This is a genomic window from Agromyces ramosus (assembly GCF_030817175.1).
In the GTDB taxonomy this organism is placed as follows: Bacteria; Actinomycetota; Actinomycetes; order Actinomycetales; family Microbacteriaceae; genus Agromyces; species Agromyces ramosus_A.
This window is the reverse complement of sequence record NZ_JAUSYY010000001.1, coordinates 2,489,103-2,513,201: the sequence shown is the minus strand read 5'-3', so window position 1 is coordinate 2,513,201 and position 24,099 is coordinate 2,489,103. Positions and strand designations below refer to the sequence as shown.

Annotated in this window: 22 protein-coding genes; 11 read left to right on the top strand and 11 right to left on the bottom strand. The window is 70.6% G+C overall.

Annotated elements, in window-relative coordinates; translation table 11 throughout:
* Nucleotides 1-107: 107 nt before the first annotated feature.
* Nucleotides 108-1,142, bottom strand: coding sequence for a LacI family DNA-binding transcriptional regulator (locus tag QFZ26_RS11790; RefSeq protein WP_307042302.1), 1,035 nt, complete (start codon nt 1,140-1,142; stop codon nt 108-110).
* A 207-nt stretch (nt 1,143-1,349) separates the two neighbouring features.
* Here QFZ26_RS11790 and QFZ26_RS11785 point away from each other — a divergent pair, with 207 nt between their 5' ends.
* Complete coding sequence (locus tag QFZ26_RS11785) at nt 1,350-2,483, top strand: DUF4185 domain-containing protein (RefSeq protein ID WP_307042299.1); 1,134 nt, start codon at nt 1,350-1,352, stop codon at nt 2,481-2,483.
* 108 nt (nt 2,484-2,591) lie between these two features.
* Here QFZ26_RS11785 and rplL read toward each other — a convergent pair whose 3' ends face one another.
* Complete coding sequence (rplL, locus tag QFZ26_RS11780) at nt 2,592-2,978, bottom strand: 50S ribosomal protein L7/L12 (protein WP_307042297.1); 387 nt, start codon at nt 2,976-2,978, stop codon at nt 2,592-2,594.
* Nucleotides 2,979-3,028: 50 nt separating this feature from the next.
* Nucleotides 3,029-3,544, bottom strand: a complete 516-nt coding sequence (gene rplJ, locus QFZ26_RS11775) for a 50S ribosomal protein L10 (RefSeq protein WP_108594454.1) — start codon at nt 3,542-3,544, stop codon at nt 3,029-3,031.
* A 352-nt stretch (nt 3,545-3,896) separates the two neighbouring features.
* On the opposite strand from rplJ, the gene QFZ26_RS11770 reads away from it, so the two are divergent.
* The 3 genes from QFZ26_RS11770 to QFZ26_RS11760 all read left to right on the top strand — a co-directional run bounded on the left by QFZ26_RS11770 (nt 3,897) and on the right by QFZ26_RS11760 (nt 6,687).
* Entirely contained in the window at nt 3,897-4,286 is a 390-nt protein-coding gene (locus QFZ26_RS11770; protein ID WP_307042294.1) for a RidA family protein, read from the top strand.
* 73 nt (nt 4,287-4,359) lie between these two features.
* Nucleotides 4,360-6,183, top strand: a complete 1,824-nt coding sequence (locus tag QFZ26_RS11765) for an MDR family MFS transporter (RefSeq protein WP_307042292.1) — start codon at nt 4,360-4,362, stop codon at nt 6,181-6,183.
* Nucleotides 6,184-6,192: 9 nt separating this feature from the next.
* Nucleotides 6,193-6,687: a MarR family winged helix-turn-helix transcriptional regulator gene (locus QFZ26_RS11760; RefSeq protein ID WP_307042290.1), complete on the top strand. Its 495-nt coding sequence runs from the start codon at nt 6,193-6,195 to the stop codon at nt 6,685-6,687.
* A gap of 87 nt (nt 6,688-6,774) precedes the next feature.
* Here QFZ26_RS11760 and QFZ26_RS11755 read toward each other — a convergent pair whose 3' ends face one another.
* The 4 genes from QFZ26_RS11755 to QFZ26_RS11740 form a co-directional block, all read right to left on the bottom strand.
* A complete protein-coding gene (locus tag QFZ26_RS11755; RefSeq protein ID WP_307042288.1) occupies nt 6,775-8,625 on the bottom strand; it encodes a Xaa-Pro dipeptidyl-peptidase in 1,851 nt (616 codons plus the stop codon).
* Nucleotides 8,626-8,750: 125 nt separating this feature from the next.
* Complete coding sequence (locus tag QFZ26_RS11750) at nt 8,751-10,292, bottom strand: sensor histidine kinase (protein WP_307042286.1); 1,542 nt, start codon at nt 10,290-10,292, stop codon at nt 8,751-8,753.
* A complete protein-coding gene (locus QFZ26_RS11745) occupies nt 10,289-11,032 on the bottom strand; it encodes a response regulator transcription factor (RefSeq protein WP_307042284.1) in 744 nt (247 codons plus the stop codon). The genes QFZ26_RS11750 and QFZ26_RS11745 overlap by 4 nt, the downstream gene beginning before the upstream one ends.
* A gap of 73 nt (nt 11,033-11,105) precedes the next feature.
* The gene (locus QFZ26_RS11740; protein WP_307042283.1) at nt 11,106-11,324 is read right to left on the bottom strand and encodes a hypothetical protein; all 219 of its coding nucleotides are present in this window, start codon (nt 11,322-11,324) and stop codon (nt 11,106-11,108) included.
* 248 nt (nt 11,325-11,572) lie between these two features.
* Between QFZ26_RS11740 and QFZ26_RS11735 the strand changes: the two genes are divergently transcribed.
* From QFZ26_RS11735 to QFZ26_RS11720, 4 genes are all read left to right on the top strand, one after another.
* Entirely contained in the window at nt 11,573-12,292 is a 720-nt protein-coding gene (locus QFZ26_RS11735) for an amidase domain-containing protein (RefSeq protein WP_307042281.1), read from the top strand.
* A 108-nt stretch (nt 12,293-12,400) separates the two neighbouring features.
* The gene (locus QFZ26_RS11730; RefSeq protein ID WP_307045059.1) at nt 12,401-13,009 is read left to right on the top strand and encodes a YqaJ viral recombinase family protein; all 609 of its coding nucleotides are present in this window, start codon (nt 12,401-12,403) and stop codon (nt 13,007-13,009) included.
* 10 nt (nt 13,010-13,019) lie between these two features.
* Complete coding sequence (locus QFZ26_RS11725; RefSeq protein WP_307042279.1) at nt 13,020-13,811, top strand: alpha/beta fold hydrolase; 792 nt, start codon at nt 13,020-13,022, stop codon at nt 13,809-13,811.
* A gap of 104 nt (nt 13,812-13,915) precedes the next feature.
* Complete coding sequence (locus QFZ26_RS11720; protein ID WP_307042278.1) at nt 13,916-14,893, top strand: NADP-dependent oxidoreductase; 978 nt, start codon at nt 13,916-13,918, stop codon at nt 14,891-14,893.
* Between the two features lie 32 nt (nt 14,894-14,925).
* Here the strand turns inward: QFZ26_RS11720 and QFZ26_RS11715 are convergent, their stop codons facing one another.
* Nucleotides 14,926-15,885 carry an ArsR/SmtB family transcription factor gene (locus QFZ26_RS11715; RefSeq protein WP_307042276.1) on the bottom strand — a complete coding sequence of 320 codons (960 nt, stop codon included), beginning with the start codon at nt 15,883-15,885 and terminating at the stop codon, nt 14,926-14,928.
* A gap of 55 nt (nt 15,886-15,940) precedes the next feature.
* On the opposite strand from QFZ26_RS11715, the gene QFZ26_RS11710 reads away from it, so the two are divergent.
* The gene (locus QFZ26_RS11710) at nt 15,941-17,320 is read left to right on the top strand and encodes an MFS transporter (RefSeq protein WP_307042274.1); all 1,380 of its coding nucleotides are present in this window, start codon (nt 15,941-15,943) and stop codon (nt 17,318-17,320) included.
* Nucleotides 17,321-17,370: 50 nt separating this feature from the next.
* Here QFZ26_RS11710 and QFZ26_RS11705 read toward each other — a convergent pair whose 3' ends face one another.
* Nucleotides 17,371-17,907: a GNAT family N-acetyltransferase gene (locus QFZ26_RS11705; RefSeq protein ID WP_307042272.1), complete on the bottom strand. Its 537-nt coding sequence runs from the start codon at nt 17,905-17,907 to the stop codon at nt 17,371-17,373.
* 47 nt (nt 17,908-17,954) lie between these two features.
* On the opposite strand from QFZ26_RS11705, the gene QFZ26_RS11700 reads away from it, so the two are divergent.
* Nucleotides 17,955-19,361 (top strand): ATP-binding protein, encoded by a 1,407-nt coding sequence (locus QFZ26_RS11700; protein ID WP_307042271.1) that lies wholly within the window; start codon nt 17,955-17,957, stop codon nt 19,359-19,361.
* A gap of 127 nt (nt 19,362-19,488) precedes the next feature.
* Here the strand turns inward: QFZ26_RS11700 and aceB are convergent, their stop codons facing one another.
* Nucleotides 19,489-21,180 (bottom strand): malate synthase A, encoded by a 1,692-nt coding sequence (aceB, locus tag QFZ26_RS11695; protein ID WP_307042269.1) that lies wholly within the window; start codon nt 21,178-21,180, stop codon nt 19,489-19,491.
* Between the two features lie 29 nt (nt 21,181-21,209).
* On the bottom strand, nt 21,210-22,541 hold the full coding sequence (gene aceA / locus QFZ26_RS11690) for an isocitrate lyase (RefSeq protein WP_307042268.1): 1,332 nt from the start codon (nt 22,539-22,541) through the stop codon (nt 21,210-21,212).
* Between the two features lie 335 nt (nt 22,542-22,876).
* Here aceA and QFZ26_RS11685 point away from each other — a divergent pair, with 335 nt between their 5' ends.
* Nucleotides 22,877-24,061, top strand: coding sequence for an ABC transporter ATP-binding protein (locus QFZ26_RS11685; protein WP_373460761.1), 1,185 nt, complete (start codon nt 22,877-22,879; stop codon nt 24,059-24,061).
* Nucleotides 24,062-24,099 lie beyond the last annotated feature (38 nt).

The window sequence follows — 24,099 nt, the reverse complement described above, 5'->3', positions numbered from 1 at the left end:
ATCCTCCTCTTCGCGGCTCGTCTATGATTGGTAACGTTACCATAGCGAAGCAGGCTCGGCCGGGGCAAATCCGTCGGAATCACCGGCCCTGGCGCCGGTCTGACCTGTCAGTCGGTCGACGAGGGGGCGAGCGTCACCGGCATCTCGACGAGCCGCGCGGGTCCGCGCCGATCGACGCCGCCGAGCCGCGAGAGCAGCAGGCGCGCAGCCTCACGTCCGAGCTGGCGCGCGTCGTGGTCGATGACCGCGACGGGCACCGGCATCAGCTCGGCGAGCTCGAAGTTGTCGAAGCTGACGATCGCCGGCAGCTCCGAGACATCCGCCCCCGCCTTGAGGCGACGCCCGATCTCCTTCAGTGCGCCGACCGTGTTGCGGTTGTTGGAGCTGAAGACCGCGGTGGGCGCGTCGTCGAGGTCGAGCAGCCGCCGCATCGCGTCTCGCGCGGACTCGACATCCTGCTGCTCACGCTGCACGAGGTCGGGGTCGGGCTCGATGCCGCGCTCGGCGAGTGCTCGCGCGAAGCCCTCGTACCGCCGCTGGCCGGTGAAGACCGAGCGCACGTTTCCGAGGAAGCCGATGCGGGTGTGGCCCGCGTCGAGGAGGGCCCGCGTGCCCCGATAGGCGCCGCCCACATCGTCGAGCAGCACCGCATCGACGTCGAGGCCGTAGACCCGCCGCGACGCCAGCACGATCGGGATGTCGCCCAGGCGCTCGGGCTGGAGGTGATCGGATGCCCCGCCCGACGGCACGAGCACGAGGCCCTCGACCTGGCGCCCGATGAAGTCCGCGATGAGCTGGCGCTCCCGCGCCGGGTCCTCGCCGGTGTTGCCGAGCACGATTCGCCGCCCGTACTCGGCGGCGACCTCCTCGACCCCCAGGGCGAAGTTGCCGTAGTAGGGGTTGCCGAGGTTCGTGATGGCCACGCCGATCAGGCCGCTCGCCTGGCCGGGGCGGAGGCTACGCGCGTTCTCGTTGCGGTGATAGCCGAGCTCGCGCACCGCGGCGAGCACCCGCTGCTGCACGTCGGGGCGGACGTTCACGCCGCCCGCGAGCGTGCGGGAGACCGTCATGGGGCTCACCCCGGCATGCGCGGCGACCTCCCTGATCGTCGGCTGCCGGCCGCCCTGGCTCACCTCGGACATCTGGCTCGACCCTCCTGCACACGGCCGCCCGTCCGGCCGCTCTCACGCTACTACCGCGCCGCCCACGTGCCGCACCGCGGCGCGCATCGAACGCTTGTCGTCGCGGACTCCGCGCTGCTACGCTCCGCTGTTGGTAACGTTAACAGGGATTCGGCGCAACCGCAGCCGAGCCCTCCGATCCGGCGACTTGCCGGGAGGGAGCCAGACATGCTTCGACGAACCATCCCCCGACGGCGGAGGTTGGGGCTCATCGCCGCGGCCGGCGCGATCGCCCTCGCCGCGAGCGCGGCGCCGCTCACCGCGACGGCGGCCGCGGGCTGCGCACGAGTGGCGGCATCCGTCAACGAGGAGTTGCGCGATCGCTTCGGCACGTACGGCGACACCGCCGGCCGCTGGACCGGCGCCGACTCGGCCTACAGCGTGCCGCTGCCCGACGGCAGCATCGCGTGGATCTACTCCGACACGTTCCTCGGCGAGGTCGACGCGAACCATGGGCGGCCGCTCGACTCGCCCTTCGTGCACAACTCGATCATCGTCGACGACGCCGGCGAGCTGACGACCCACACGGGCGGCACCGCCGAGGCTCCCGAATCGCTCGTCAAGGTGGCCGGCGCCGACGAGGCCCGCGACTGGTACTGGTTCGGTGACGCCACCGTGCACGGCGATGAGCTGCAGGTGATGCTCGTGGAGTTCGTGAAGACGGGCGACACCATGTGGGACTTCGCATTCGCCGGCAACGGCGTCGCCACGTTCGACGCCGCCACGCTCGAGTTGCGATCGGTCGTCGACCTCGCCACCGACGGCGTCAACTGGGGTTCCGCCATCTACGAAGACGCGGAGGCCGGCTACACCTACGTCTACGGCGTCGAGGACCTCCAGTCGCAGAAGTTCGCGCATCTCGCACGCGTGGCGGGCGGCGACCTCGCCGGCGGCACCTGGGAGTACCTCGGCGAGAGCGGATGGTCGACCGACCCGACGGCCTCGAAGCGCATCCTCGAGGGCGTGTCGAACGAGTTCAGCGTGAGCCACTTCCAAGGCAGGTACACCCTCGTCACCGGCGATGCCACCGAGATCCTGAGTTCCGCGGTCGTCATGTACCGCAGCGACAGCCTCGAGGGGCCCTTCACCGGTAAGACCGAGCTCTACCGCACGCCCGAGACATCGGGCAACGTGTTCACGTACAACGCGAAGGCGCACCCCGAACTCGGCGACGGGCACACGCTGCTCGTGACGTACAACGTGAACAGCTTCGACACGAACGACCTCTACGTGGAGGTCGACAACTACCGGCCGCGGTACGTCGACGTCGACGTGAAGGTCGCGAACGGCCGGTGCTCCTGACCGGTCGATGAGACGACGGATGCCCCGTGGCTCGTGAGCCACGGGGCATCCGTGTGTTCAGGTGACGCAGGTCACCTCAAGCTGCGTTCCCTCTCGCGAGGGAGCGGATTACTTGAGGGTGACGGTCGCGCCGGCTTCTTCGAGAGCAGCCTTCGCCTTGTCAGCGGCTTCCTTGGTCGCGCCCTCGAGCACGGCCTTGGGTGCACCGTCGACGACGGCCTTGGCCTCGCCGAGGCCGAGCGAGGTGAGCTCGCGGACGACCTTGATGACCTGGATCTTCTTCTCGCCAGCGGCCTCGAGCACGACGTCGAACGCCGTCTGCTCTTCGACCTCTTCAGCAGCAGCGCCGCCGGCAGCAGCCGGGCCGGCAACGGCGACCGGAGCGGCCGCGGTGACCTCGAAGGTCTCCTCGAACGCCTTGACGAACTCCGAGAGCTCGATGAGGGTCAGGCCCTTGAACTGCTCGAGCAGCTCTTCAGTTGACAGCTTCGCCATGATTATTCTCCTTAGATTCTGTGGTTACTCACCGCTTGAGAGGCTCTCGCCTACGCAGCGGACTCCTGCTTCTCACGCAGCGCGTCGACCGTGCGAACGGCCTTCGACAGCGGTGCGTTGAACAGATATGCGGCTCCGAACAGCGAGGCCTTGAATGCGCCGGCGAGCTTCGCCAGCAGCACTTCGCGGGACTCGAGGTCGGCGAGCTTGCCTACCTCTTCAGCGGTCAGGGGCTTGCCATCGAAATAGCCGCCCTTGACCACGAGGAGGGGGTTCGCCTTGGCGAAGTCACGCAGGGCCTTCGCGACGGCGACCGGGTCGCCGTGCACGAATGCGATCGCGGAAGGACCGGCGAGCTCGTCGTCGAACGACGAGATTCCGGCCTTGTTCGCTGCGATCTTGGTCAGCGTGTTCTTCACCACGGCGTAGCTCGCGTCCTCACTGATGGACTTGCGCAGCGTCTTGAGCTGGGCAACAGTGAGGCCGCGGTATTCGGTCAGCAGAACGGCGGTCGAGCTCTCGAACAGGTTCGTGAGTTCGGCAACCGAGGCTTCCTTGTTCGCCATGGCCACTCCTTGTGTCTTCAACGTGCACCGCGGAAGCGATGCACGGCCTGGAGCCGCTGGAAACTCAGAGAGAAAGAAAAAGCTCCGGCGCAGTTGCGCGGAGCTCGGCCGGATTCTTCCGGAAGTCTTCGTCACACCTGCGCGGGCCCTTGCTTTCGCAAGACTTCGGTCGGCTTGCCCAGTGAGTGAACACAGTGCGCGCACGACAACCAGCGGTCTTCGGCTCCGTCAAGAGTAACGGATGCTCCGGCGACCGCCAAATCGTCGGTGGCGCACGTCGGTGGCGCACGTCGGTGGCGCACGTCGGTGGCGCACGGTAGACCGAAGGCGTGGCGCACGGTAGACCGAAGGCATGGAGATCACACACCTCAATCCCAGCAGCCTGTTCTCGAGCCCTGCCTTCAGCCAGGGCGTCCTCGTTCGCGGCCCGGGCAGCATGTTGTACGTCGGCGGTCAGAACGGGGTGGATGCCTCGGGCGAGATCGTCCCCGGCGGCTTCGGCGCCCAGACCGAGCAGGCGCTCGCCAATGTGCTCGCCGTGCTCGCCGAGGCGGGGGCCGACCAGTCGAACGTGGTGCGACTCGCCATCTACATGGTCGAGGGCGAGTCGGTCGACGAGGGGTACGCGGCATCCGGCCGGGTCTGGGGGCCGCACCCCACCGCCATCACGGTGCTCAAGGTCGCCGACCTGGGGCGACCGGAAGCCCTCGTCGAGATCGAGGCGATCGCCGCCATCGAATGACTCCGGGCCTTTAGTTGACGAATGTCCACTACTGCCATATAGTTGACTCTCGTCAATCAATAACAGGAGTCACATGGCTGTCGACCAGCGCACTCGCGCCCCGAAGAAGAAGTCCCCCGCCGGGGCACCACCCGCCGGGGCATCCCCCGCGCTCTCCGACAACGGCATGACCCACCGCGCGGTGCTCACTGCGCTCTCCGGCCTGCTGCTCGGCATGTTCGTGTCGATGCTCGCATCGACCGTCGTCGGCAGCTCGCTGCCCGTCATCATCTCCGACCTCGGCGGCGACCAGTCGGCCTTCACCTGGGTCGTCACGGCGACGCTGCTCGCGACCACCGTGTCGACCCCGATCTGGGGCAAGCTCGCCGACCTCTTCAACCGCAAGCTGCTGCTGCAGGTCGCGCTCGTCATCTTCGTGGTCGCCTCCGCGATCGCCGGGTTCTCGCAGGACGCGGGCACCCTCATCACGATGCGCGTGTTCCAGGGCCTCGGCGCCGGCGGCCTCGCCGCCCTCAGCCAGATCGTCATGGCCGACATCATCAGCCCCCGCGAGCGCGGCAGGTACGCCGGCCTGTTCGGCGCCGTCATGGCCGTCGCGACCGTCGGCGGCCCCCTCCTCGGCGGCGTGATCACCGACACCCTCGGCTGGCGCTGGAACTTCTTCGTCGGCCTGCCGATCGCGATCGTCGCGCTCGTGCTCCTCCAGCGCACCCTGCACCTGCCCAAGCGCCCGAAGACGAAGGTCTCGATCGACTACCTCGGCATCGTGCTCATCTCGGTCGGAGTCTCGCTGCTCCTGCTGTGGGTCACCTTCGCGGGCAACGACTTCGAGTGGATCTCCGCAACGAGCCTCATCATGGTCAGTTCCGCGGCACTCCTCCTCATCATCGCCGTCGTCGTCGAGCTCAGGGTGCAGGAGCCGGTCATCCCGCTCGGCCTCTTCAAGAACCGCACGTTCACCCTCTCGGTGATCGCCTCGATCTCGGTCGGCGTGGCCATGTTCGGCACCGCGGTCTTCCTCAGCCAGTACATGCAGCTGGCGCGCGGGGCGACCCCCACCGAGTCGGGCCTGCTCACCATCCCGATGATGGCCGGCGTGCTCATCTCCTCCACCGTCATCGGCGCGCTCGTGAGCCGTCGCGGCAAGTGGAAGGGCTTCATGGTGACCGGCGGCGTGCTCCTGATCATCGGCAGCGTCCTCCTGTCACGCCTCCACTACGACACCGATTTCTGGTACGTCGGCGTCTCGATGTTCGTGCTCGGCGCGGGGGTCGGCATGCTCATGCAGAACCTCGTGCTCGTCGTGCAGAACACGACCGAGGTGAAGAACCTGGGCGTCGCCACGAGCGCCGTCACGTTCTTCCGCAGTCTCGGCGGCACGATCGGCGTCGCGGTGATGGGCTCGATCCTCGGCACGGTCGTCGCCGAAGACATCAAGAGCGGCGTCAGCGGCCTCCCACCCGAGCAGCAGCTCGAGGCGGCGAAGACGCTTGGTGGCGGCGCCATCCCGCAGATCGGCCAGCTGCCCGACTTCCTCCGCGTCATCGTCGAGTCGGCGTACGGCACGGGCGTCGGCACCGTCTTCCTCGCCGCGGTTCCGCTCGCGATCGTCACGCTCATCGCGGTGATCTTCCTGCCGAACATCGGCCTCGGCACCCAGAACGCCATCCAGCGGGCTCGCGCAGAGGGCCCGGCAACGGATGTCGCGGGCGAACGCGCCGGCGATGCGACCGGCGATGCGGCGCGCACCCAGCGCGAGGTCGAAGACGCCGAGGACGCCGCGATCGATGCGGCGGCGGCATCCGTGGGACTCTCGCCGGTCGGTCTCGTGCACCCCGACGGCTCCGGCGACGATGGCTCGTCCGCGAATCGCGGCGCCGGGTCGCGCGCCGAATAGGATGCCCGCATGACCGCCGCCGCAGCGACCATCACGCGCACCGCCTCCGACGAGGAGATCGCCTCGGTCGAGGAGCAGCTCCGGATGCTCTTCGTCCGGGTGCGGGCGGTGTGGAAGGAGGCTGCGGCGGCCGTGCATCCCGAGCTGCAGCCCGTCGGCTACAAGATCCTCTCGGCCGTCGTGCGGCGCGGCCGCATGCACGCGGGCGCCCTCGCCGAGCTCCTCGAGTTGGACAAGAGTGTCGTCAGCCGCACCGTGAAGCACCTCGAGGCCCTCGGTCTGGCCGAGAGCGTCGTCGACCCCGACGACGGGCGCGCTCGATTCGTCGTCGCGACGCCCGTCGCGGTCGAGAGCATCGAGGAGAAGGGCTCACGGATGCACCAGCAGCTCTATTCGCAGCTGCGCCAGTGGCCCGGCGACGACGTCGAACAGCTCGCAGCGCTCCTCGAACGCCTCACCACCGAGGTCGTGGCGCCGGGCACGGCCGGCGATCCCACGAGCTGACCCGACGAACGCGATGACGGCGGGACCCGATCGACCGGGCCCCGCCGTCATGCTGTGCTCACTCGGCGGTGTTCGAGGGCGGAGTGCTCACTTCTTCGCTGCCTTGAGCGACTGCTGCAGTGCCTCCATGCCGCCCACGAGCGGGAGGTGCACGGTCGACGCCGACGGGCGGAGCGTCAGCTCGGTGCCGGGAGCCGGACGCACGGTGTACTCGAAGTCGGACGACATGACGACCACGCCGATGCGCGAGCCGGCGGCGAACACGTAGTCCTTCGGCTCGAACTCGAAGTCGAAGGCGTACGACTCGCCTGGCACGACGGGCTCGGTGACGAATGCCGAACCACGGTTCTCGACGTCCGTCCAGCCGCGGGTGATGATCTTCGGCGACCCCGTCGCGGGGTACTCGACGAGGAGCGCCGTCAGGTTGGCCTTCGCGCGGTCGACCGAGACCTCGAGCGACACCGAGGGCGTGCCCGAGAGCCGCAGCGGCGCGCCGAGCACGGCCGTGCGGTACGCGAGGCGGTTCGGCGAGGACTCCGCCGCGGCGAGCACGGATGCCCGCTGGCTCGCGTCGTCGATGAGGTTCTCGGTCGCACGTGAGCCGTCGCGGGAGACCGCGAGGGCACCCACGCCGTCGGGCGTCGCCGCCGGTGCGAACTTGAGCTTGACCTGCTCCACGGCCGGGTCGGGCCACTCGGCGTACTCGGTGAGCGTGCGGTCCTCGCGGACGACGTACGCCTTGGGCCGCTCCTCCACCCCGTTCTCCACCTCGTAGAGGTAGCGCGTGAACCAACGGTTGAGCAGCGTGTCGTTCGGGTTGCCGCCGTGGCCGCCCTGGTGCAGGTAGATCTGGTGCGGCACGTCGCGCGCCTTGAGCGCCTCGTACAGGTCGGACGCGTTCTTCGTCATGACGTTCCAGTCGTTCAGGCCGTGTGCGACGAGCGTCGCGGCCTCGATGCTGTCGGCATTCGCGAGGTAGTTGCGCTCCTCCCAGAACGGGCTGGCGTCGCCGGTCACGCGATCCTGGTTCGCCCGGAGCTCGTCGATGACCGGCTGGCAGATCTCCTGGTCGAACCGGGTGTAGACGTAGTCGGCGAGCACGTCGAGGTCTTCGCCCTGGTATCCGCCGGGCGCCCGCACCGCGCCGTTCGCGCGGTAGTAGTTGTACCAGCTCGAGATGGCCGAGACGGGCACGATCGCCTCGAGGCCCTCGACGCCGGTGCTGGCCACGCCGATGGGCAGCGTGCCGTTGTACGACGTGCCGATCATGCCGACGTTGCCCGTCGTCCAGTCCGCGGACACCGTGGTGGCGCGATCTGGGGCGGTGTACGCCGTCGCGCGGCCGTTCAGCCAGTCGACGACGGCCTTGCCGGCGAGCGACTCGTTCTCACCACCGGAGGTGGGGCAGCCTTCCGACCATCCGCTGCCGAGGCCCTCCGCGTGCACGACGGCGAAGCCGCGGGGAACCCAGGTGTTCTCGAGCGAGCCCGAGATGCGCGGGCTGGTGCGGTTCGTCGGGGTGTACGCCGGCCACCCCGGCTTCTCGGTGGGCGGGTCGCCGATCTCGTGGTCGACCGGCCAGTTGGTGACCTGTGTGCCGCCCGCGTAGTAGGGGCTCATCTCCATGAGCACCGGCACCTTCAGGCCGCCGGCGGTCTCGGGGACCCGGGTCACATCGATGTGCACGAGGTCGGGCCGACCGTCGCGGTCGGAGTCCACCTCGCTCTCGACCCATGCCTCCTCGTTGATCCACTCGGTCGCCACCCGCGTGAAGACGGCCTGCGACAGGCCGTCGACGAAGGTCGGTTCTGCGGGCTCCGGCGCAGCGTGCGCCGGGCTCGCCGTCGCGACGACGCCTCCCGCGAGCATGGTGGCCAGTGCGATGGCCGTGGCACGACTCCAGCGTCGGCCTCGGGCATCTGGGATCGCTGATCTCATCTGAGTGCTCCTTCGTACTCGTCGAGGGCACTCGCCCGCCGGGGTCGCCGGCGAGGGCGACCGCCCGGTGGGCGCCAGTCTATGCACAGGGTCGGCGCGGGCGTTCGGGCCGCGCGCAGACGGGGTCAGTCCGCTGCCGGCAGTCGCACGCTGAACCGCGTCGCGCCCGGCCGGCTCATCACGTCGACCGATCCGGAGTGCGCCTCGACGACGGCGCGCACGATCGCGAGCCCGAGTCCCGTGCTGCCGGCCCGCCGCGACCGCGACGAGTCACCGCGAGCGAATCGCTCGAAGAGCGAGCCCACGAGGTCGGGCGAGATGCCGGGACCGTCGTCCTCGACCGCCAACACGACCTCGTCGCCGTCGTGCTCGAGCGACGCCACGACCGACGTGCCCTCGGGCGTGTGGATCCGCGCGTTCGCGAGGAGGTTCGTCACGACCTGGCGCAGGCGCGGCTCGTCACCCGTGACCGTGACCGGGGCATCCGGCAACCGCACCTCCCACTCGTGCCCGGGCCCGGCGGCCTGCGCGTCGCCGACGGCCTCGACGACGATGCGCCCGAGGTCGACGGGGAGGGTCGCAAGCTCGCGTCCCTCGTCGAGCCGCGCGAGCAGCAGCAAGTCTTCGACGAGCTCGGTCATGCGCACGGACTCCGACTCGATGCGGCCGATCGCGTGCACCACGTCGGGCGGCAGCTCCCCGCCGTGCAGTCGCGTGAGCTCGGCATAGCCGCGGATGGACGCCAGCGGGGTGCGCAGCTCGTGGCTCGCGTCGGCGACGAAGCGGCGCACCTTCTGCTCGCTCTGCTCACGAGCCGAGAGCGCGGATGCCACGTGACCGAGCATGCGGTTGAAGGCCGTGCCGAGGCGGCCCACTTCGGTGCGCTCGTCGTCGACCGGGACCCGCTCGGCGAGCGCCACGTCGCCACGTTCGAGCGGCAGCTCGGAGACGCGCTGGGCCGTTGCCGTGACCTCCGCGAGCGGACTCAGCGCGCGTCGCACGACGACCGAGCCGATCGCGAGCGCGAGCACGAGCCCTGCAGCGGCGACGATCGCGGCGGTGAGCGCGAGCTGCGCGGTCTGCGCGTTGACGTCGCCGAGCGGCAGCGCGAGCACGGTGCGCACCTGTGGCTGGGTCTCGACGGCGAGCGCTCGGTAGTCGCCGAGCGAGCCGGCGGCAATGGTGTGCGGCTCACCGTCGGGTGACACCGAGGCGAGTGCCTCGGTCGTTGCGGCGCTCGACTCCACCAGCTCGCCCGTTTCCGAGATGTACGCGCCGAACGCGGAGTCCCCGGCGACGAGCCCGCCGAGCGTTCCCACCGGCTGGCCCGGCACGCGAAGGAACTCGAGCACGGTCTCGCGCGGGTCGGTCGGGAAGCCCGGGGGCGCGACCTCGGTCGCCCGCGACGCGGTCGCGCGGAGGCTCGCGTCGAGTCGCTCGACCGAGGAGGAGTGGAACACGAGCACGGTCACGACGCCGATCGCGGCGCTCACGGCGACGAGAAGCGCGGCGACGATGACGAGGAGGCGCCGATGCAGGGTCCACGGATGACGCCGCGACGGGGCATCCGTCGACGCGCTCCGGTCGACCGGGTCGATCGCAGGACGCGAGGTGGTGACGCTCGCCCGGGCTGCGGCGGCGTAGCCGGGATCGCCGGGATGGGTCATCCGACGGCCTTGAGCATGTACCCGGCGCCCCGCACCGTGTGGATCATCGGCTCGCGGCCCGCGTCGACTTTCTTGCGCAGGTAGGAGATGTAGAGCTCGACGACCGACTCCTTGCCGCCGAAGTCGTACGACCAGACACGGTCGAGGATCTGCGCCTTCGAGAGCACCCGCCGCGGGTTGCGCATCAGGAAGCGCAGCAGCTCGAACTCGGTCGCCGTGAGCTCGATGGGCGTTCCGGCCCGTGCCACCTCGTACGAGTCCTCGTCGAGGGTGAGGTCGCCGACGGTGAGCACCGGGTCCTTCGCCTGGGCGAGGGTCAGCGTCGAGCGGCGGATGAGTCCGCGCAGGCGCGCCACGACCTCCTCGAGGCTGAACGGCTTCGTCACGTAGTCGTCGCCGCCGGCGGTGAGCCCGTTGATGCGGTCGTCGAGGGAGTCCTTCGCGGTGAGGAACAGCACGGGCGTCTCGGTACCTTCGGCACGCACGCGCTGCAGCACCTCCAGCCCGTCGATGTCGGGCAGCATGATGTCGAGCACGATCGCGTCGGGACGGAACTCGCGGGCGACCTTCACCGCGGTGTGCCCGTCGCCGGCGGTGCGCACATCCCAGCCCTCGTAGCGCAGTGCCATCTTCAGCAGCTCGGTCAGCGAGTGCTCGTCATCGACCACGAGCACGCGCACCATCGATCCGTCGCCCTTCGCGATGGCGGGGGCACGATGCGGGCTGGGGGCATTGCTCATTCCTCCAGTATCCGCGTCGGCCTATGCGTTTCCTATGGCTTCGATGAGCGGATGCCGCGTGCTGCAGGCGGGGTCACCGAGGTGCTGCTGAACGCCCCGTGACGATGGGCGTGTCCGCCATCGCGATCTGGCTCGCGGTGCTCGGCGAGCGAGCACCTCGCCCTGGGTCGGTCGCCCAGTCGACCGCACCCGCCCCCGACTCCGCCACTGATGCCATTTCAGCATCAGTGGCGGAGTCGCCCCGGACGACGGATGCCTCGGTTCCGTCGCCCGACGCCGAGGCATCCGTCATCAACACCCTCGAGAACGTGTCGAAGGGCTATACCGGTTCGAAGCGTGCCGTCACCGCAGTGCGCGACGTGAGCCTCACGATCGGCGCGGGCCAGCTCGTCGCGATTCACGGACCGACCGGCGGCATGTCGACACTGGTCGAACGGAGGCCCGGCACGGGCGACCAGTCGGCCACGCGGTTCGCAGTGCAACGCCAACTGACCGGTCGCACGGAGGCTTCGCCCAGCTTCGCTTCCTACGGTGGTTGCGATGCCTTCCCCCCTCCGTCAGCAGTCCATCTTCCGTCGGCGGCGCTTGGTCGCACTCGGGCTCGTCGCCGTTCTGGCCGCCGGGGGCGTCGGCGTCTGGGCGGTCACGCGAGCCGCCGGCGACGAGACCTCCGCCACAGACATCGCGAACGCCGACACCACGACCGGCCCCGATCGCCCCGAGCCGACGACCACTCCGGCCCCGGCGGCAGTCGCCGACTTCTCGAGCCTTCCCGCCACCGTCGCCGCCCAGCTCACGTACGCCCGCGAGCACTGGCAGGCCACCGAGAGCGAGCAGTACGGCTACCTCCCGGAGAACGACTGCGTGAACTTCGCGAGCCAGACGCTGCTCGCGCGGGGCTGGGTCGAAGACGACGAGTGGTGGTTCGACGAGTCAGGCGACCCGTGGTCGCACGCGACCGCCTGGATCAGCTCCACCGCGTTCATGGAGTACCTCGAGCAGCACCCCGAGCGGGCGACTGCGCTCACCGACGACCAGCGCGACCAGGTGAAGGTCGGCGACGTCGTGCAGTTCGACTGGGACGACTCGGGCGACCGCGACCACACCGGCGTCGTCACCTCGATCGAGACGGACGACGACGGCACGACCCGCATCCTCTACGCCGGCCACACCGATCCCACGTGGGACCGCTCGGTCGACTATGCCATCACCGAGCTGCACCCCGGCGGCATCGCGTACTACTGGAGCATCACCGACTGAGCCCAGGCGTTCGCACCGCGTGTGCGCCGGTTCGGTGCCGGTGCGTGCGGGTACGCTCGACTCGTGCTGGATACCCCGTTCGCCCTCTTCGACCTCGAGGGTGCGACGATGACCGCCCCGGCGCCGCCGCCCCGCCCGAAGCACCCCTACGAGTCGCGCATCGTCGCCGACGCGAGCGACCGGGTGGCATGGCTCAGGGCCCGCTCACGCGGCATCACCGCGACCGATGCGGCGAAGCTCGCCTCACGCGCGTCGGTGCGATCCGCGGCATGGGAGAAGCGTCACGGAACCTCCTTCGGCGGCAGCCGGTACACCGATCACGGCAAGGCCCGCGAACCCGTCATCGCCGACTGGGTGCGCCGCACCCACGGCATCGAGCCGTCGAGCCTGCTCTTCCATGCCGAGGGCGATCGCCGGCACCTCGCGACCCCCGACGGCCTGGTCGTCACCCACACCGGCGCGCTCGAACTGTGCGAGATCAAGACCACGTCACGATCGTGGCGTGGCATCCCCCGCGGCTATCTCCGGCAGGTCTGGTGGCAGCAGTACGTGCTGGGCGCCGAGCGCACGCTCGTGGTCTGGGAGCAGCACGACGACTTCGTGCCCGTGGCCGCCGAGCCGCGCTGCCGGTGGGTCGACCGCGACGACGACCAGATCGCGATCCTCGTCAGGCTCGCCGACGAGCTCATCGCCGAGCTCAGCGGGTCACGGGTGTGACGGGCGGACGATGACGACCGTCCTCCTGCACGGGCTCGGCGCCGACCGGCGGCAACCGCTCGAGCTCTTCACCCCGGTCGTGAACGCCGTCGGCGGGCCGGGCGAACTCGTCGTCGCACCCGACGTGCGAGCCCACGGCGGGTACCTCACGGTCGGCGAACCGACCGACTTCGAGATCGACCGGCTCACCGCAGAGGTCGCCGATGCGGTGCGGCTGGCGCAGGCCGAAGCGGGCGACGAGCGCGCCGACGCTGCCGCACCGCTCACCGTGATCGGAATCTCGATGGGCGCGGCGCTCGCGCTGCGGCTCGCGCTCGACGAGCAACTGCCGATCGCCCGGGCGGTGTTCGTGCGTCCCTCGTTCTCCGACGAGCCGCTGCCGGCGCACCTGCGTGCGTTCCCGGTCATCGGGCAGATCCTGGCCGACGCGGGTGCGAGCGGCGTCGGCGAGTTCCGCGAGCGCGCCATCTTCAAGCAGGTCGCCGCGGTCTCGCCGGCGGGGGCACGCGGCCTGCTCGCCCAGTTCACGGCTCCGGATGCCGCGCGGCGCGCGATGCGGCTCGTCGAGATCCCGCGCAACCGCGCGTTCGCGTCCGAGGCCGAGCTCGCCGGGCTCGCGAGCCGAGGCATCCGCTCACTCGTCATCGGAGCGCCGCGCGACCCGGTGCATCCCCTCGCCCTCGCCGAACGCTGGGCCGGCGCGCTCGCCGCGCCCCTCGAGGTGCTGCCCGCTCGCGACGACGGGCAGGCCGTGCAGACGGCGAGGCTGCGCGAATGTCTGGCCCGCTGGCTGCAGAGCTGACCGGTCGACCGATCCCGCGCCGATTCCGAGGCCGTACCACGGTGGGGAAGAATGGAACGCGGGAGCGAGACGGGTCTCGTGGAGCGAGGGGAGACGGGGAGCAGATGGCCGAGACGATGATGCGGGCACTGGTGATCGATCGCACGGGCGGTCCCGACGAGCTGCACCTCGCCGAGGTACCGGTGCCCACCAGGGTCAGTGACGAGCTGCTCGTGCGCGTCGTCGCCGCCGGCGTGAACCCGATCGACGCGAAGACCCGCGCCGGGCGCGGCGTCTCGCGGGCGATCGAACGGTACCCCGCCGTGCTCGGCGGCGACTTCGCCGGTGTCGTCGAGACGGTGCCCTACTCGGCGCATCCGTTGCAGCCCGGCGACCGCGTCTACGGCATGGGCCGGGTCCCGCGCGTCGCCGGCAGCTACGCCGAGGTCATCGCGGTCTCATCACTGAGCGTCACGCGCATGCCGGCCTCGCTCGACTTCGCGCACGCAGCCGGCGTGCCGATCGCGGCGCTCACGGCGTGGGGCGCCATCGTCGACACCGCACGCGTGCACGACGGTCAGCGGGTGCTCATCCACGCCGGCGCCGGCGGGGTCGGCCACTTCGCCGTGCAGTTCGCGAGCTACTTCGGTGCCGTCGTCACCGCGACCTGCTCGGCGCGCAACGTCGAGTTCGTACGCGGACTCGGGGCGAACCGCGTCATCGACTACACGGCTGAGCGGTTCGAGGAGGTCGCGACCGGTCAAGACGTCGTCATCGACCTCATCGGCAACGTGCACGACCAGACCGGCACGCGCAGCCTCGAGGCACTCCGCCCCGGCGGGCTCATCGTGACCGTGCCCACGGGATCGTGGCCGACCATGGCCGAGGAGGCGGCGGCTCGGGGCATGCGCGCCACCGGCTATTCCGTCGCGCCCGACGCACGCACGCTCTCGGTGATCACCCGGCTCATCGACGACGGTGCGGTGCGCGTGCACGTCGACCGCGAACTGCCGCTCGCCGAGGGCGCCGAGGCGCACCGGCTGCTCGAAGACGGCCACATCCGCGGCAAGGTGGTGCTGCGCGTCGGGCCCGATCCGGCGTGACCGCCTGCGGGGAGCGGATGCCGCGGCATCCGTCACCCGGTACGCGCCTCGAGCAGGGCGGTGCCGAGCTCGCTGCGGAGGTAGAGCACGCTGTGGCCGTACCGTGTCGAGACGAGCAGGCCGGCGTCGCGGAGCGCTCGCAGGTGCTGGTTGACCGCTGACGCGGTGACCCCGAACCGCACGCCGAGCTCGGTCGACGACGCGGGCGCGCCGAGGGCCGACAACAGGCCCGCGCGGGTGTCGCCGAGCACGGCGGCGAGGGCGGCGGGGTTCGCGACCGGCTCGTTCTCCCAGAGCGCGCCCTGTCCGCGTGCCGAGTAGAGGATCATCGGCGGGCCGTCGCCGATCGGGGCGGACGCACGGCGCGTGAACATCGTGGGCACGAGCGTGAGCCCGTTGCCGTCGATCGCCTGCTCGCGGTCGCCGGCGGTCGCGAGTCGCACCGAGACGACGCCGTGGTCGTAGTCGATGCGGGACGAGAGCCCGTTCAGCATCGCCGCGACGCCGGCCTGTGCGATCTGGCGTCCGCGGTGGACGACGTCGGCCTCGAGCACTGCGCGCATGCGCGGCCAGTACGGCTCGAAGCACGTTTCCGCCAGCTGGCGGAGCGCCCGCACGATGCGCCGAAGCGCGGCGCTCGTCGACCCGGCGAAGATCTCGGGCACGTGTCCGTGCACGGCGATGAGGTCGGCTCGGAACACCTCGGGCGGCGTCGCGAGCAGCGCGGCGAACTCGTCGTCGAGCCGGGTCAGCGGCGAGCTGGGGCGAGGGTTCAGGAAGTCGGGCGTCCACATGCGCTCGTCGATGAGGCCGTCGAGCGTCGTCATGTCGAGGCGGGCACGGGCCTCCTCGGTGCGCCGCAGCCAGCCGAGCTGCAGCGGGAACCGAGCCGGCTCGCGGATGGCCCTGAGTGAGAGCCCGAGCTCGCAGAGCGGGGAGATGCCGAAGCGCACGCTGCCGACGTCGTCCTCGGTGAGCAGGTAGCGCAACATGTAGCACTACGCTACATCGGTTTCGTCCCGGCCACGGCTCTGGAAGAACTGTGATGTGAGCACCGCCCCCTCCCCCGACACCGACACCCTCCCCGTCATCGAACCCGAACTCCAGGCCGCCGCGGCATCCACGACCCGGCCGGGCCTCGCGCGTCGGCTCGCGGCATCCGTCGCCGACCCGGTGCTCCGCATCCTCGTCATCGCCACCCTCATCAGCCGCGTCGGCCGCGGCGTGTTCCTCACCGTCACGGTGCTCTACTTCACGCTCATCGTGGGACTCGCCCCGCACGAGGTCGCGATCGTGCTCGCCGCGGCGAGCGCCGCCGGCGTGCTCTCGTCACTGGCCGGCGGCTGGCTCGCCGACCGGGTCAGCGCCAGGCGCCTGCTCGTGGTGCTCTCGGCACTCGACGGCATCGGGCTCATCTGCTACGTCTTCGCGCAGGACTTCGTGACGGCGCTCGTCGTCGCGGTGCTCGTCGGGGCGATCGAGCAGGCCGCCAACGCCACGCGCATGGCGATCATCGCCCGCGCGTTCGACGGCGAGGGGCGGGTGCACGCCCGCGCGGTGCTCCGCACCGTCACCAACCTCGCGATCGCCGCCGGGTCGGGCATCGGCGCGCTCGCCCTGCTCGCCGGCACCGGCGACGCCTATCGCTGGATCATCGTGGGTGCGGGCGTGATGTACCTCCTCGGCGTGACCCAGCTCGTGCGCCTGCCCGCCTCGGTCGACGCGCCGGCGCCACGCGCCGCCCTGCCGGTCATGACCGAGACGGGATCGACGGATGTCGCGGCATCCGCTGCCGCCGAGCGCCGTGCGCTGCGACGCCACTCGCCATGGCGGAACCCCCGCTACCTCGCACTCACCGCCCTGAGTGCCGTGTTCGGCATGCAGTTCGGGGTCGGTGAGATCGGCGTTCCGCTGTGGATCGCGAACCACACCGAGGCGCCCGAGGTGCTCGTGGCCGCCGTGCTCGTCCTCAACACGGTCATCGTGGTGCTCTTCCAGGTGCCGCTCTCGCGCGGCACCCACGACCTGCGCAGGGCCGGCCGGGTCTCGGCGATCGCGGCGTGGCTGATGGCCGCCGCGTGCCTCGTCTACGCCGCAGCCGCGGGGCTGCCGGCCGGCTTCGCGATCGCGGTGATCGTGCTGGCCGCCCTCGCGCACGCCTTCGCCGAGGTGCTCTCGCAGGCCGGCGGCTGGGGGCTCAGCTTCGAGCTCGCCGACCCGGTGCGCGCCGGAACCTACCAGGGCGTGTTCTCGATGGGCTACTCGCTCGGAGCGATGGTCGCGCCGCTCTTCGTCACGTCGACCGCGCTCACGCTCGGGTTCGGCGGGTGGGCGATCCTCGCCGGCGTGTTCCTGCTCTCCGGCCTCGGCACGTGGCTGATCGCGCGGCGGGCCGCGAGCGAGCAGACTGCGGGCGCTCACGGCTAGCGGCCGGCCGGGCTCGAGGGCGACGGCAGGAATGACTGCCGCGAGTGCCGTCAGCCGAACGGACGTTCGAGCACCCAGTCGTCTTCGACGCGTCCGCCGACGGTGAAGTGCTTGCGCCCCACCTTCGCGAAGCCGTGCTTCTCGTAGAAGCGGATGGCCCGCGCGTTCTCCTCGTTGACCCCGAGCCACATGGATGCCGCGCCCGTCGTCGCGGCGGCGTCGAGCGTCGCCGACATCAACGGCGCGGCCACGCCGGTGCCGTGCGCGACCGCTCGGGTGTAGAACTTGCTCAGCTCGACCGTCGGCCGACGCGTGACGGCGGCCGCGGCATCCGCATCGCCCGGCTCCCCCGCGATGAGCATCGTGTAGCCGACGAGCCGGTCGCCGTCGAGGGCGACGTGGATCGTGCGGCCCGGGTCGGTGAGATACCCGTCGAAGCGGGCGACGGTGAAGTGCTCGGCGATGAACGCGGCGATCGACGCGGCCGTCGTATGCGGCGGGCACGCGAGCGGGAAGGTCTCGGCGGCCAGCTCGGCGAGCGCCGCGGCATCCGCTGCGCCGGCGGACCGGATGGTGATCTCAGACACGATCACCGATTCTTCCAGACCGGGCACGCCGAATGGGATGATGACGCATGCACTCCACCGCGGACCCCACGTCGGCCACGCCGCCGACCCGGCCGATCTCGGCGCGCTCAGACGATGGCCGGGCGTTCGTGGTCGCAGATGCCGCGGGTTCGACCTTCGTGGCGGGCTCACTCGTCATCGTGAAGACGGTTCTCGGCCGCCAGCTCGCCCTCGTCGAGGAGCGTTCGGAGACCACGCCGACCGTGCTGCGCGGGCGCCTCATCGGCGAGCTCGACGGTGACGCCGTCGACGCGCGCACGAGCCACGCCTTCGAGCACGGCCAGGTCGACCCGGCTGACGCCGCAACCATCGAGGCGCTGCATCGCACCACCGGTGCGCGCCTCGAGGTCGGCGTCAACCTCACGTCACCCGGCGTCCCGGCGCGCCTGCTGCCCCACCGGTTCAACCGGCACACGTTCTGGTGCGGCCAGAGCGGATCGGGCAAGACCTACGCGCTCGGCGTCGTGCTCGAGCAGCTCATCGCCCACACCGCGCTGCCGGTCGTGATCTTCGACCCGAACTCCGACTTCGTGCGCCTCGGCGAACGGAACCCCGATGCGAGCGGCCCCACGGCCGAGGCGCTCGCGCAGCGCGACATCCGGGTGCTGCGACCGAACGTCGAGGGGGCCGAACCACTGCGCGCCCGCTTCCTGAACATGCCACTCGCCTCGAAGGCCGCGGTGCTGCGGCTCGACCCCATGGCCGATCGCGAGGAGTTCAACACGCTCCTGCACCTGCGCGAGGTCCTCGAGGTGCACGAGCTCGACAAGGTCCTCCCGACCCTGCACGCGTCGGATGATCCCGCGCACGCGCGACTCCTGCTCCGGCTCGAGAACCTCGGCGTGCTCGACTGGGAGGTGTGGGCGGGCGACCTGACCGCCGCGACCGAGGTCATCGCCGAGCGACCGGATGTCACGGTGCTCGACCTCGGGGGCTTCTCGACGCCCGAGCAGCACCTCGTCGTCGCCCTCTCGGTGCTCGACGACCTCTGGGCGCGTCGCGAGGAGCGGCGGCCGGTGCTCCTCGTCATCGACGAGGCGCACAACCTGGCCTCGCCGAACCTCGAATCGGCGGTCGCCGTCGCAGTGCGCGAGCGCCTCATCCAGATCGCCGCCGAGGGTCGCAAGTTCGGGCTGTGGCTGCTGCTCTCGACGCAGCGGCCCTCGAAGGTGCATCCGGGCATCATCTCCCAGTGCGACAACCTTGCGCTCATGAAGATGAGCTCACCCGTCGATCTCGATGGCCTCGCGACGTACTTCGGCTACGCGCCCCACGAGCTCATCGCCCGATCGCCGTGGTTCCGCCAGGGCGAGGCACTGTTCGCAGGCGGCTTCGTGCCGACTCCGTCGCTCGTGAAGGTGAACGCGCGCCTCACGCCCGAGGGCGGCAGCGACGTGGTCGTGCCCCTGCGCTGAGCCCCACTGGTACGTTCTCCTCTCACGACTCCGCCACTGATGCTGAAATCGCATCAGTGGCGGAGTCTCTGGGCGGAAGGCGCCGCCGCCCGGTGACGTCCGGGCGGCGGCGTCGACGTGGCATCCGTCAGAGGAAGCGCGCGTACGCCCCCACCGTGAGGAACGTCGGGAACTCGGGCTCGAGCGCGACGTGCCGGAACACCTCGATCGCGTCGTCGAAGCGGTCGCCGTCGAAGCGCGGCAGGCCGGCGATGACGGAGGTCACGACGCCCTCGATCCACGGGTGGTCGATGCGGGTGCCCTCGGCCGTGACGGTGTTGTCGTGCAGCCACTGCCAGAGCTGCGAGCGCGAGATCTCGGCGGTCGCGGCATCCTCCATGAGGTTGTCGATCGCCGCGGCACCGGTCCCCCGGAGCCACGACTCGATGTAGCGGATGCCGATCGACACGTTGTCGCGCACCCCCGCCTCGGTGACCTGCCCGCCGATGGAGGGGATGTCGAGCAGTTGCGCCGCCGTCACCTCGACGTCGTCGCGCAGGCGGTCGACCTGGTTCGGCCGGTCGCCGAGCACCGCGTCGAACTCCGCACGCGCCGTCGGGATGAGATCGGGGTGCGCGACCCAGGTGCCGTCGAAGCCGTCGGATGCCTCGCGGCGCTTGTCGGCCGTCACGGCGGCGAGCGCGCGCTCGGTGACCTCGGGGTCGCGGCGGTTCGGGATGAACGCGCTCATGCCGCCGATGGCGTGCGCGCCCCGCTTGTGGCAGGTCGCGACGAGCAGCTCGGTGTATGCCCGCATGAACGGCACGGTCATCGTGATCGACTTGCGGTCGGGCGTGACCCAGCGGCGGCCGCGCGAACGGAACGTCTTCACGATCGAGAAGATGTAATCCCAGCGGCCCGCGTTGAGCCCGGCGCAGTGCTCGCGCAGCTCGAAGAGGATCTCCTCCATCTCGAACGCGGCCTGGATGGTCTCGATGAGCACGGTTGCGCGCACGGTGCCCTGCGGGATGCCGAGCGCGTCCTGCCCGAAGACGAAGATGTCGTTCCAGAGCTTCGCCTCGCGGTGCGACTCGAGCTTCGGCAGGTAGAAGTACGGCCCGCGTCCGGCGGCGATGAGCGCGTGCGCGTTGTGGAAGAAGTACAGCCCGAAGTCGACGAGCGAGCCCGAGGCGTGCATGGCGCGCCCCGCCCGGTCGTGGAAGCGCAGGTGCTTCTCGGTGAGGTGCCAGCCGCGCGGCCGCATCACGATCGTCGGCGTCTCCTCCGCCGTGACGCGGTACTGCTTGCCCTCGGGGGTCGTGTACTCGAGCCGCCCGCGCAGCGCGTCGAGCAGCGACAGCTGCCCTTCGACGACGTTGCGCCACGTGGGGCTCGTCGCGTCCTCCTGGTCGGCGAGCCACACCTTCGCGCCCGAGTTCAGCGCGTTGATCGCCATCTTGCGGTCGGTCGGCCCGGTGATCTCGACTCGGCGGTCCTCGAGGCCGGGGCCGGCGCCCGCGACCCGCCATGACGGGTCGCGGCGGACCGACTCGGTCTCGGGCAGGAACCGCGGGTCGCGCCCGTTCGCCGCGTCGACGCGGGTCTGCAGCCGTGCCGCGAGCAGCTCGTGCCGGGTGCCGGCGAAGCGATCGTGCAGCTGCGCGAGGAAGGCGAGCGCCTCGGGCGTGAGGAACTCGTCGTACCGCTCTCCGAGCGGTGCGGTCACCTCGATGCGAGGTTCCACGGTCTGGAAGCTGCCGGTGGCGGGGCGGGATTCGAAGCGGGTGGCGGATGCCGCGGCATCCGTGCGCTCGATGGTCATGTTGGGCGTCGTGTTCATGGTCGTGTCTCCTTCGTGAGGCGTGCGTCTCAGTGCGACGTGAACTGTTCTTCCTCGGTCGATCCGACGAGGGCGAGCGTTGCGCTGGTGGGGTTCAGCGCCGTGGCGATGCGGTCGAAGTAGCCGGTGCCGACCTCGCGCTGGTGGCGCGTGGCCGTGTATCCCGAAGCCTCCGAGGCGAATTCCGCCTCCTGGAGCTCGACGTAGGCGCTCATGTGCCGCTCGTGGTAGTCCTTCGCGAGCGTGTACATGGAGTGGTTGAGGGCGTGGAAGCCCGCGAGGGTGATGAACTGGAACGCGTAGCCCATCGCCGCGAGCTCGCGCTGGAAGGTGGCGATCTGGGCGTCGTCGAGGTGGCGCTTCCAGTTGAACGACGGCGAGCAGTTGTAGCTGAGTCGCTTGCCGGGGAACTTCGCGTGCACCGCCTCGGCGAAACGCCGTGCGAGGTCGAGATCGGGCTCGGCGGACTCGACCCAGAGCAGGTCGGCGTACTCGGCGTAGGCGAGGCCGCGGGCGATCACCGGCTCGATGCCGTTCCGCACCTCGTAGAAGCCCTCGGCGGTGCGCTCCCCGGTCACGAAGGGGCGGTCGCGCTCGTCGTGGTCACTCGTGAGCAGGGTCGCGGCGAGCGCGTCGGTGCGCGCGATGATGATCGACGGCACGCCGGCGACATCCGCCGCCAGCCGCGCCGCGTTGATCGTGCGGATGTGCTGCGACGTGGGAATCAGCACCTTCCCGCCCATGTGGCCGCACTTCTTCTCGCTCGCGAGCTGGTCCTCCCAGTGCACGCCGGCCGCGCCGGCCTCGATCATCTGGTGCATGAGCTCGTAGGCGTTGAGCGGACCGCCGAAGCCCGCCTCGGCGTCGGCGACGATGGGGGCCATCCAGTCTCGGTCGTCGTTGCCGTCGGATGCCTCGATCTGGCCGGCGCGCAGCAGCGCGTTGTTGATGCGGCGCACGACCGCGGGCACCGAGTTGGCCGGGTAGAGCGACTGGTCGGGGTAGGTCTGGCCCGAGAGGTTCGCGTCGGCTGCGACCTGCCAGCCGCTCAGGTAGATCGCCTTCAGTCCGGCGCGCACCTGCTGCACGGCCTGGTTGCCGGTGAGGGCGCCGAGGGCGGCGGCCCACTGCGGGTCCTCCTGCGGCGCGAACGCCGTGCCGGTGTTCTGCCGGAGCTCCTGCCAGAGCTTCTCGGCGCCGCGCCGGGCGAGCGTGCGCTCCTCGCGCACCGGGCCGCGAAGGGCGATGACATCCTCGGCGGTGTAGTCGCGGCCGACACCGTCCCAGCGGGGGTTCGCGTCCCACTCGAGCTGCAGCTCGGCAGCGGTCTGGGTCTGGTCGCCGGGTCGGTTCGTGCTCATCGTGGTGCTCCTTCGGTGTGCGGTGCGGATGCTTCGGTGCGGCCGTCCGGCGTCGGCTTCGACGCCGTCGCGGGGCTGTGCTTCCACCCTGAGCCCGCCCGCGCCGGGCACCCCCGCGGATCGGGGGGTGAACTTTCGCGGATCTTCCGCGCTGCAGAACAACTGGGACGACGGCGCATGTTTCGTCTCGGTGACACCGCGCCGGACGATCTGTCGGACAGCACGCGATCGTGCGATGGTTTGTCGCAAGGTCGCCTGCTTCATTGCGCAGATGAGCGGGGCTGGATTGAATGACGTGAAGCGCAATGCCGCGCCGACGCGAACTGGAGGTGCCACTGGTGACATCGGCAGCGACGACCGAGGCCACGGCGGGCGCCCGGGCCGCGATCCCCGAGGCGGCGGGTACGGTGCTGCTCGACGGCGTGACGAAGCGCTACGGCCAGGCGACTGCGGTCGACCGGATGTCGCTGACCGTCCAACCCGGCGAGTTCATCTCGCTGCTCGGCCCGTCGGGCTGCGGCAAGACCACGACGCTGCGCATGATCGCCGGCTTCGAGCACCCCGATGCCGGTGACATCCGGGTGTCCGGACGATCCGTCCTCGGCGTGCCGCCGTATCGGCGCGACGTCAACACCGTGTTTCAGGCGTATGCGCTCTTCCCGCACATGTCGGTCGCCGAGAACGTCGCGTACGGACTGCAGCAGCATCGGGCATCCAAGGCCGCGATCCGCGAACAGGTCGTCGAGGCGCTCGATCTCGTGCAGATGCGCCGCTTCGCCGACCGCAAGCCGACGCAGCTGTCGGGCGGGCAGCAGCAGCGCGTCGCCCTCGCGCGTGCACTCGTAAACCGGCCCGCGGTGCTCCTGCTCGATGAGCCGCTCGGCGCCCTCGACCGGCAGCTGCGTGAAGAGATGCAGCTCGAGCTGAAGCTGCTCCAGTCGCGGCTCGGCATCACGTTCGTGTTCGTCACCCACGACCAGGGCGAGGCGCTGTCGATGAGCGACCGCGTCGCGATCATGCGCGACGGCCGCATCGAGCAGCTCGCCGACGCCGACACGATCTACGCGCGCCCCGTCTCCGCGTACGTCGCGGCGTTCGTGGGGCAGCAGAACTTCTTCCGCGGCCCCGTGGTCGAAGGCGGCACAGCGGTCGATTCGCCGCACGCGCTCGTGCGCGGCATCCGTGCCGAGCTCGCTGACGGACTCCAGGGCCAGGCAGCGGTGCGTCCCGAGTTCGTGAGCATCGCGCCCGACGCCTCGGAGGCCCGCGCCGACGCCGCCGGCCCGGTGAACACGGCTCGGGGCACGCTCATCGGCGTCGCCCATCTCGGCGAGACCATGCAATACCTCGTGCGGCTCGGCGAGGAGCAGAGCCTCATCGTCCGCAGACCCACGCCCGACGCTCCGCAGCTCGCGGTCGGCGACCCGGTGGTCGCGAGCTGGAGCGCCGAGCGCGTGCTGCTGTTCCCGGCCGACGACGCGGCGAGCGCGGGCGGCTACGTCGCCCCGCCGACCGACTGACCACGAAGCATCCGGCACCCTGCAGCACCGAACCCGAT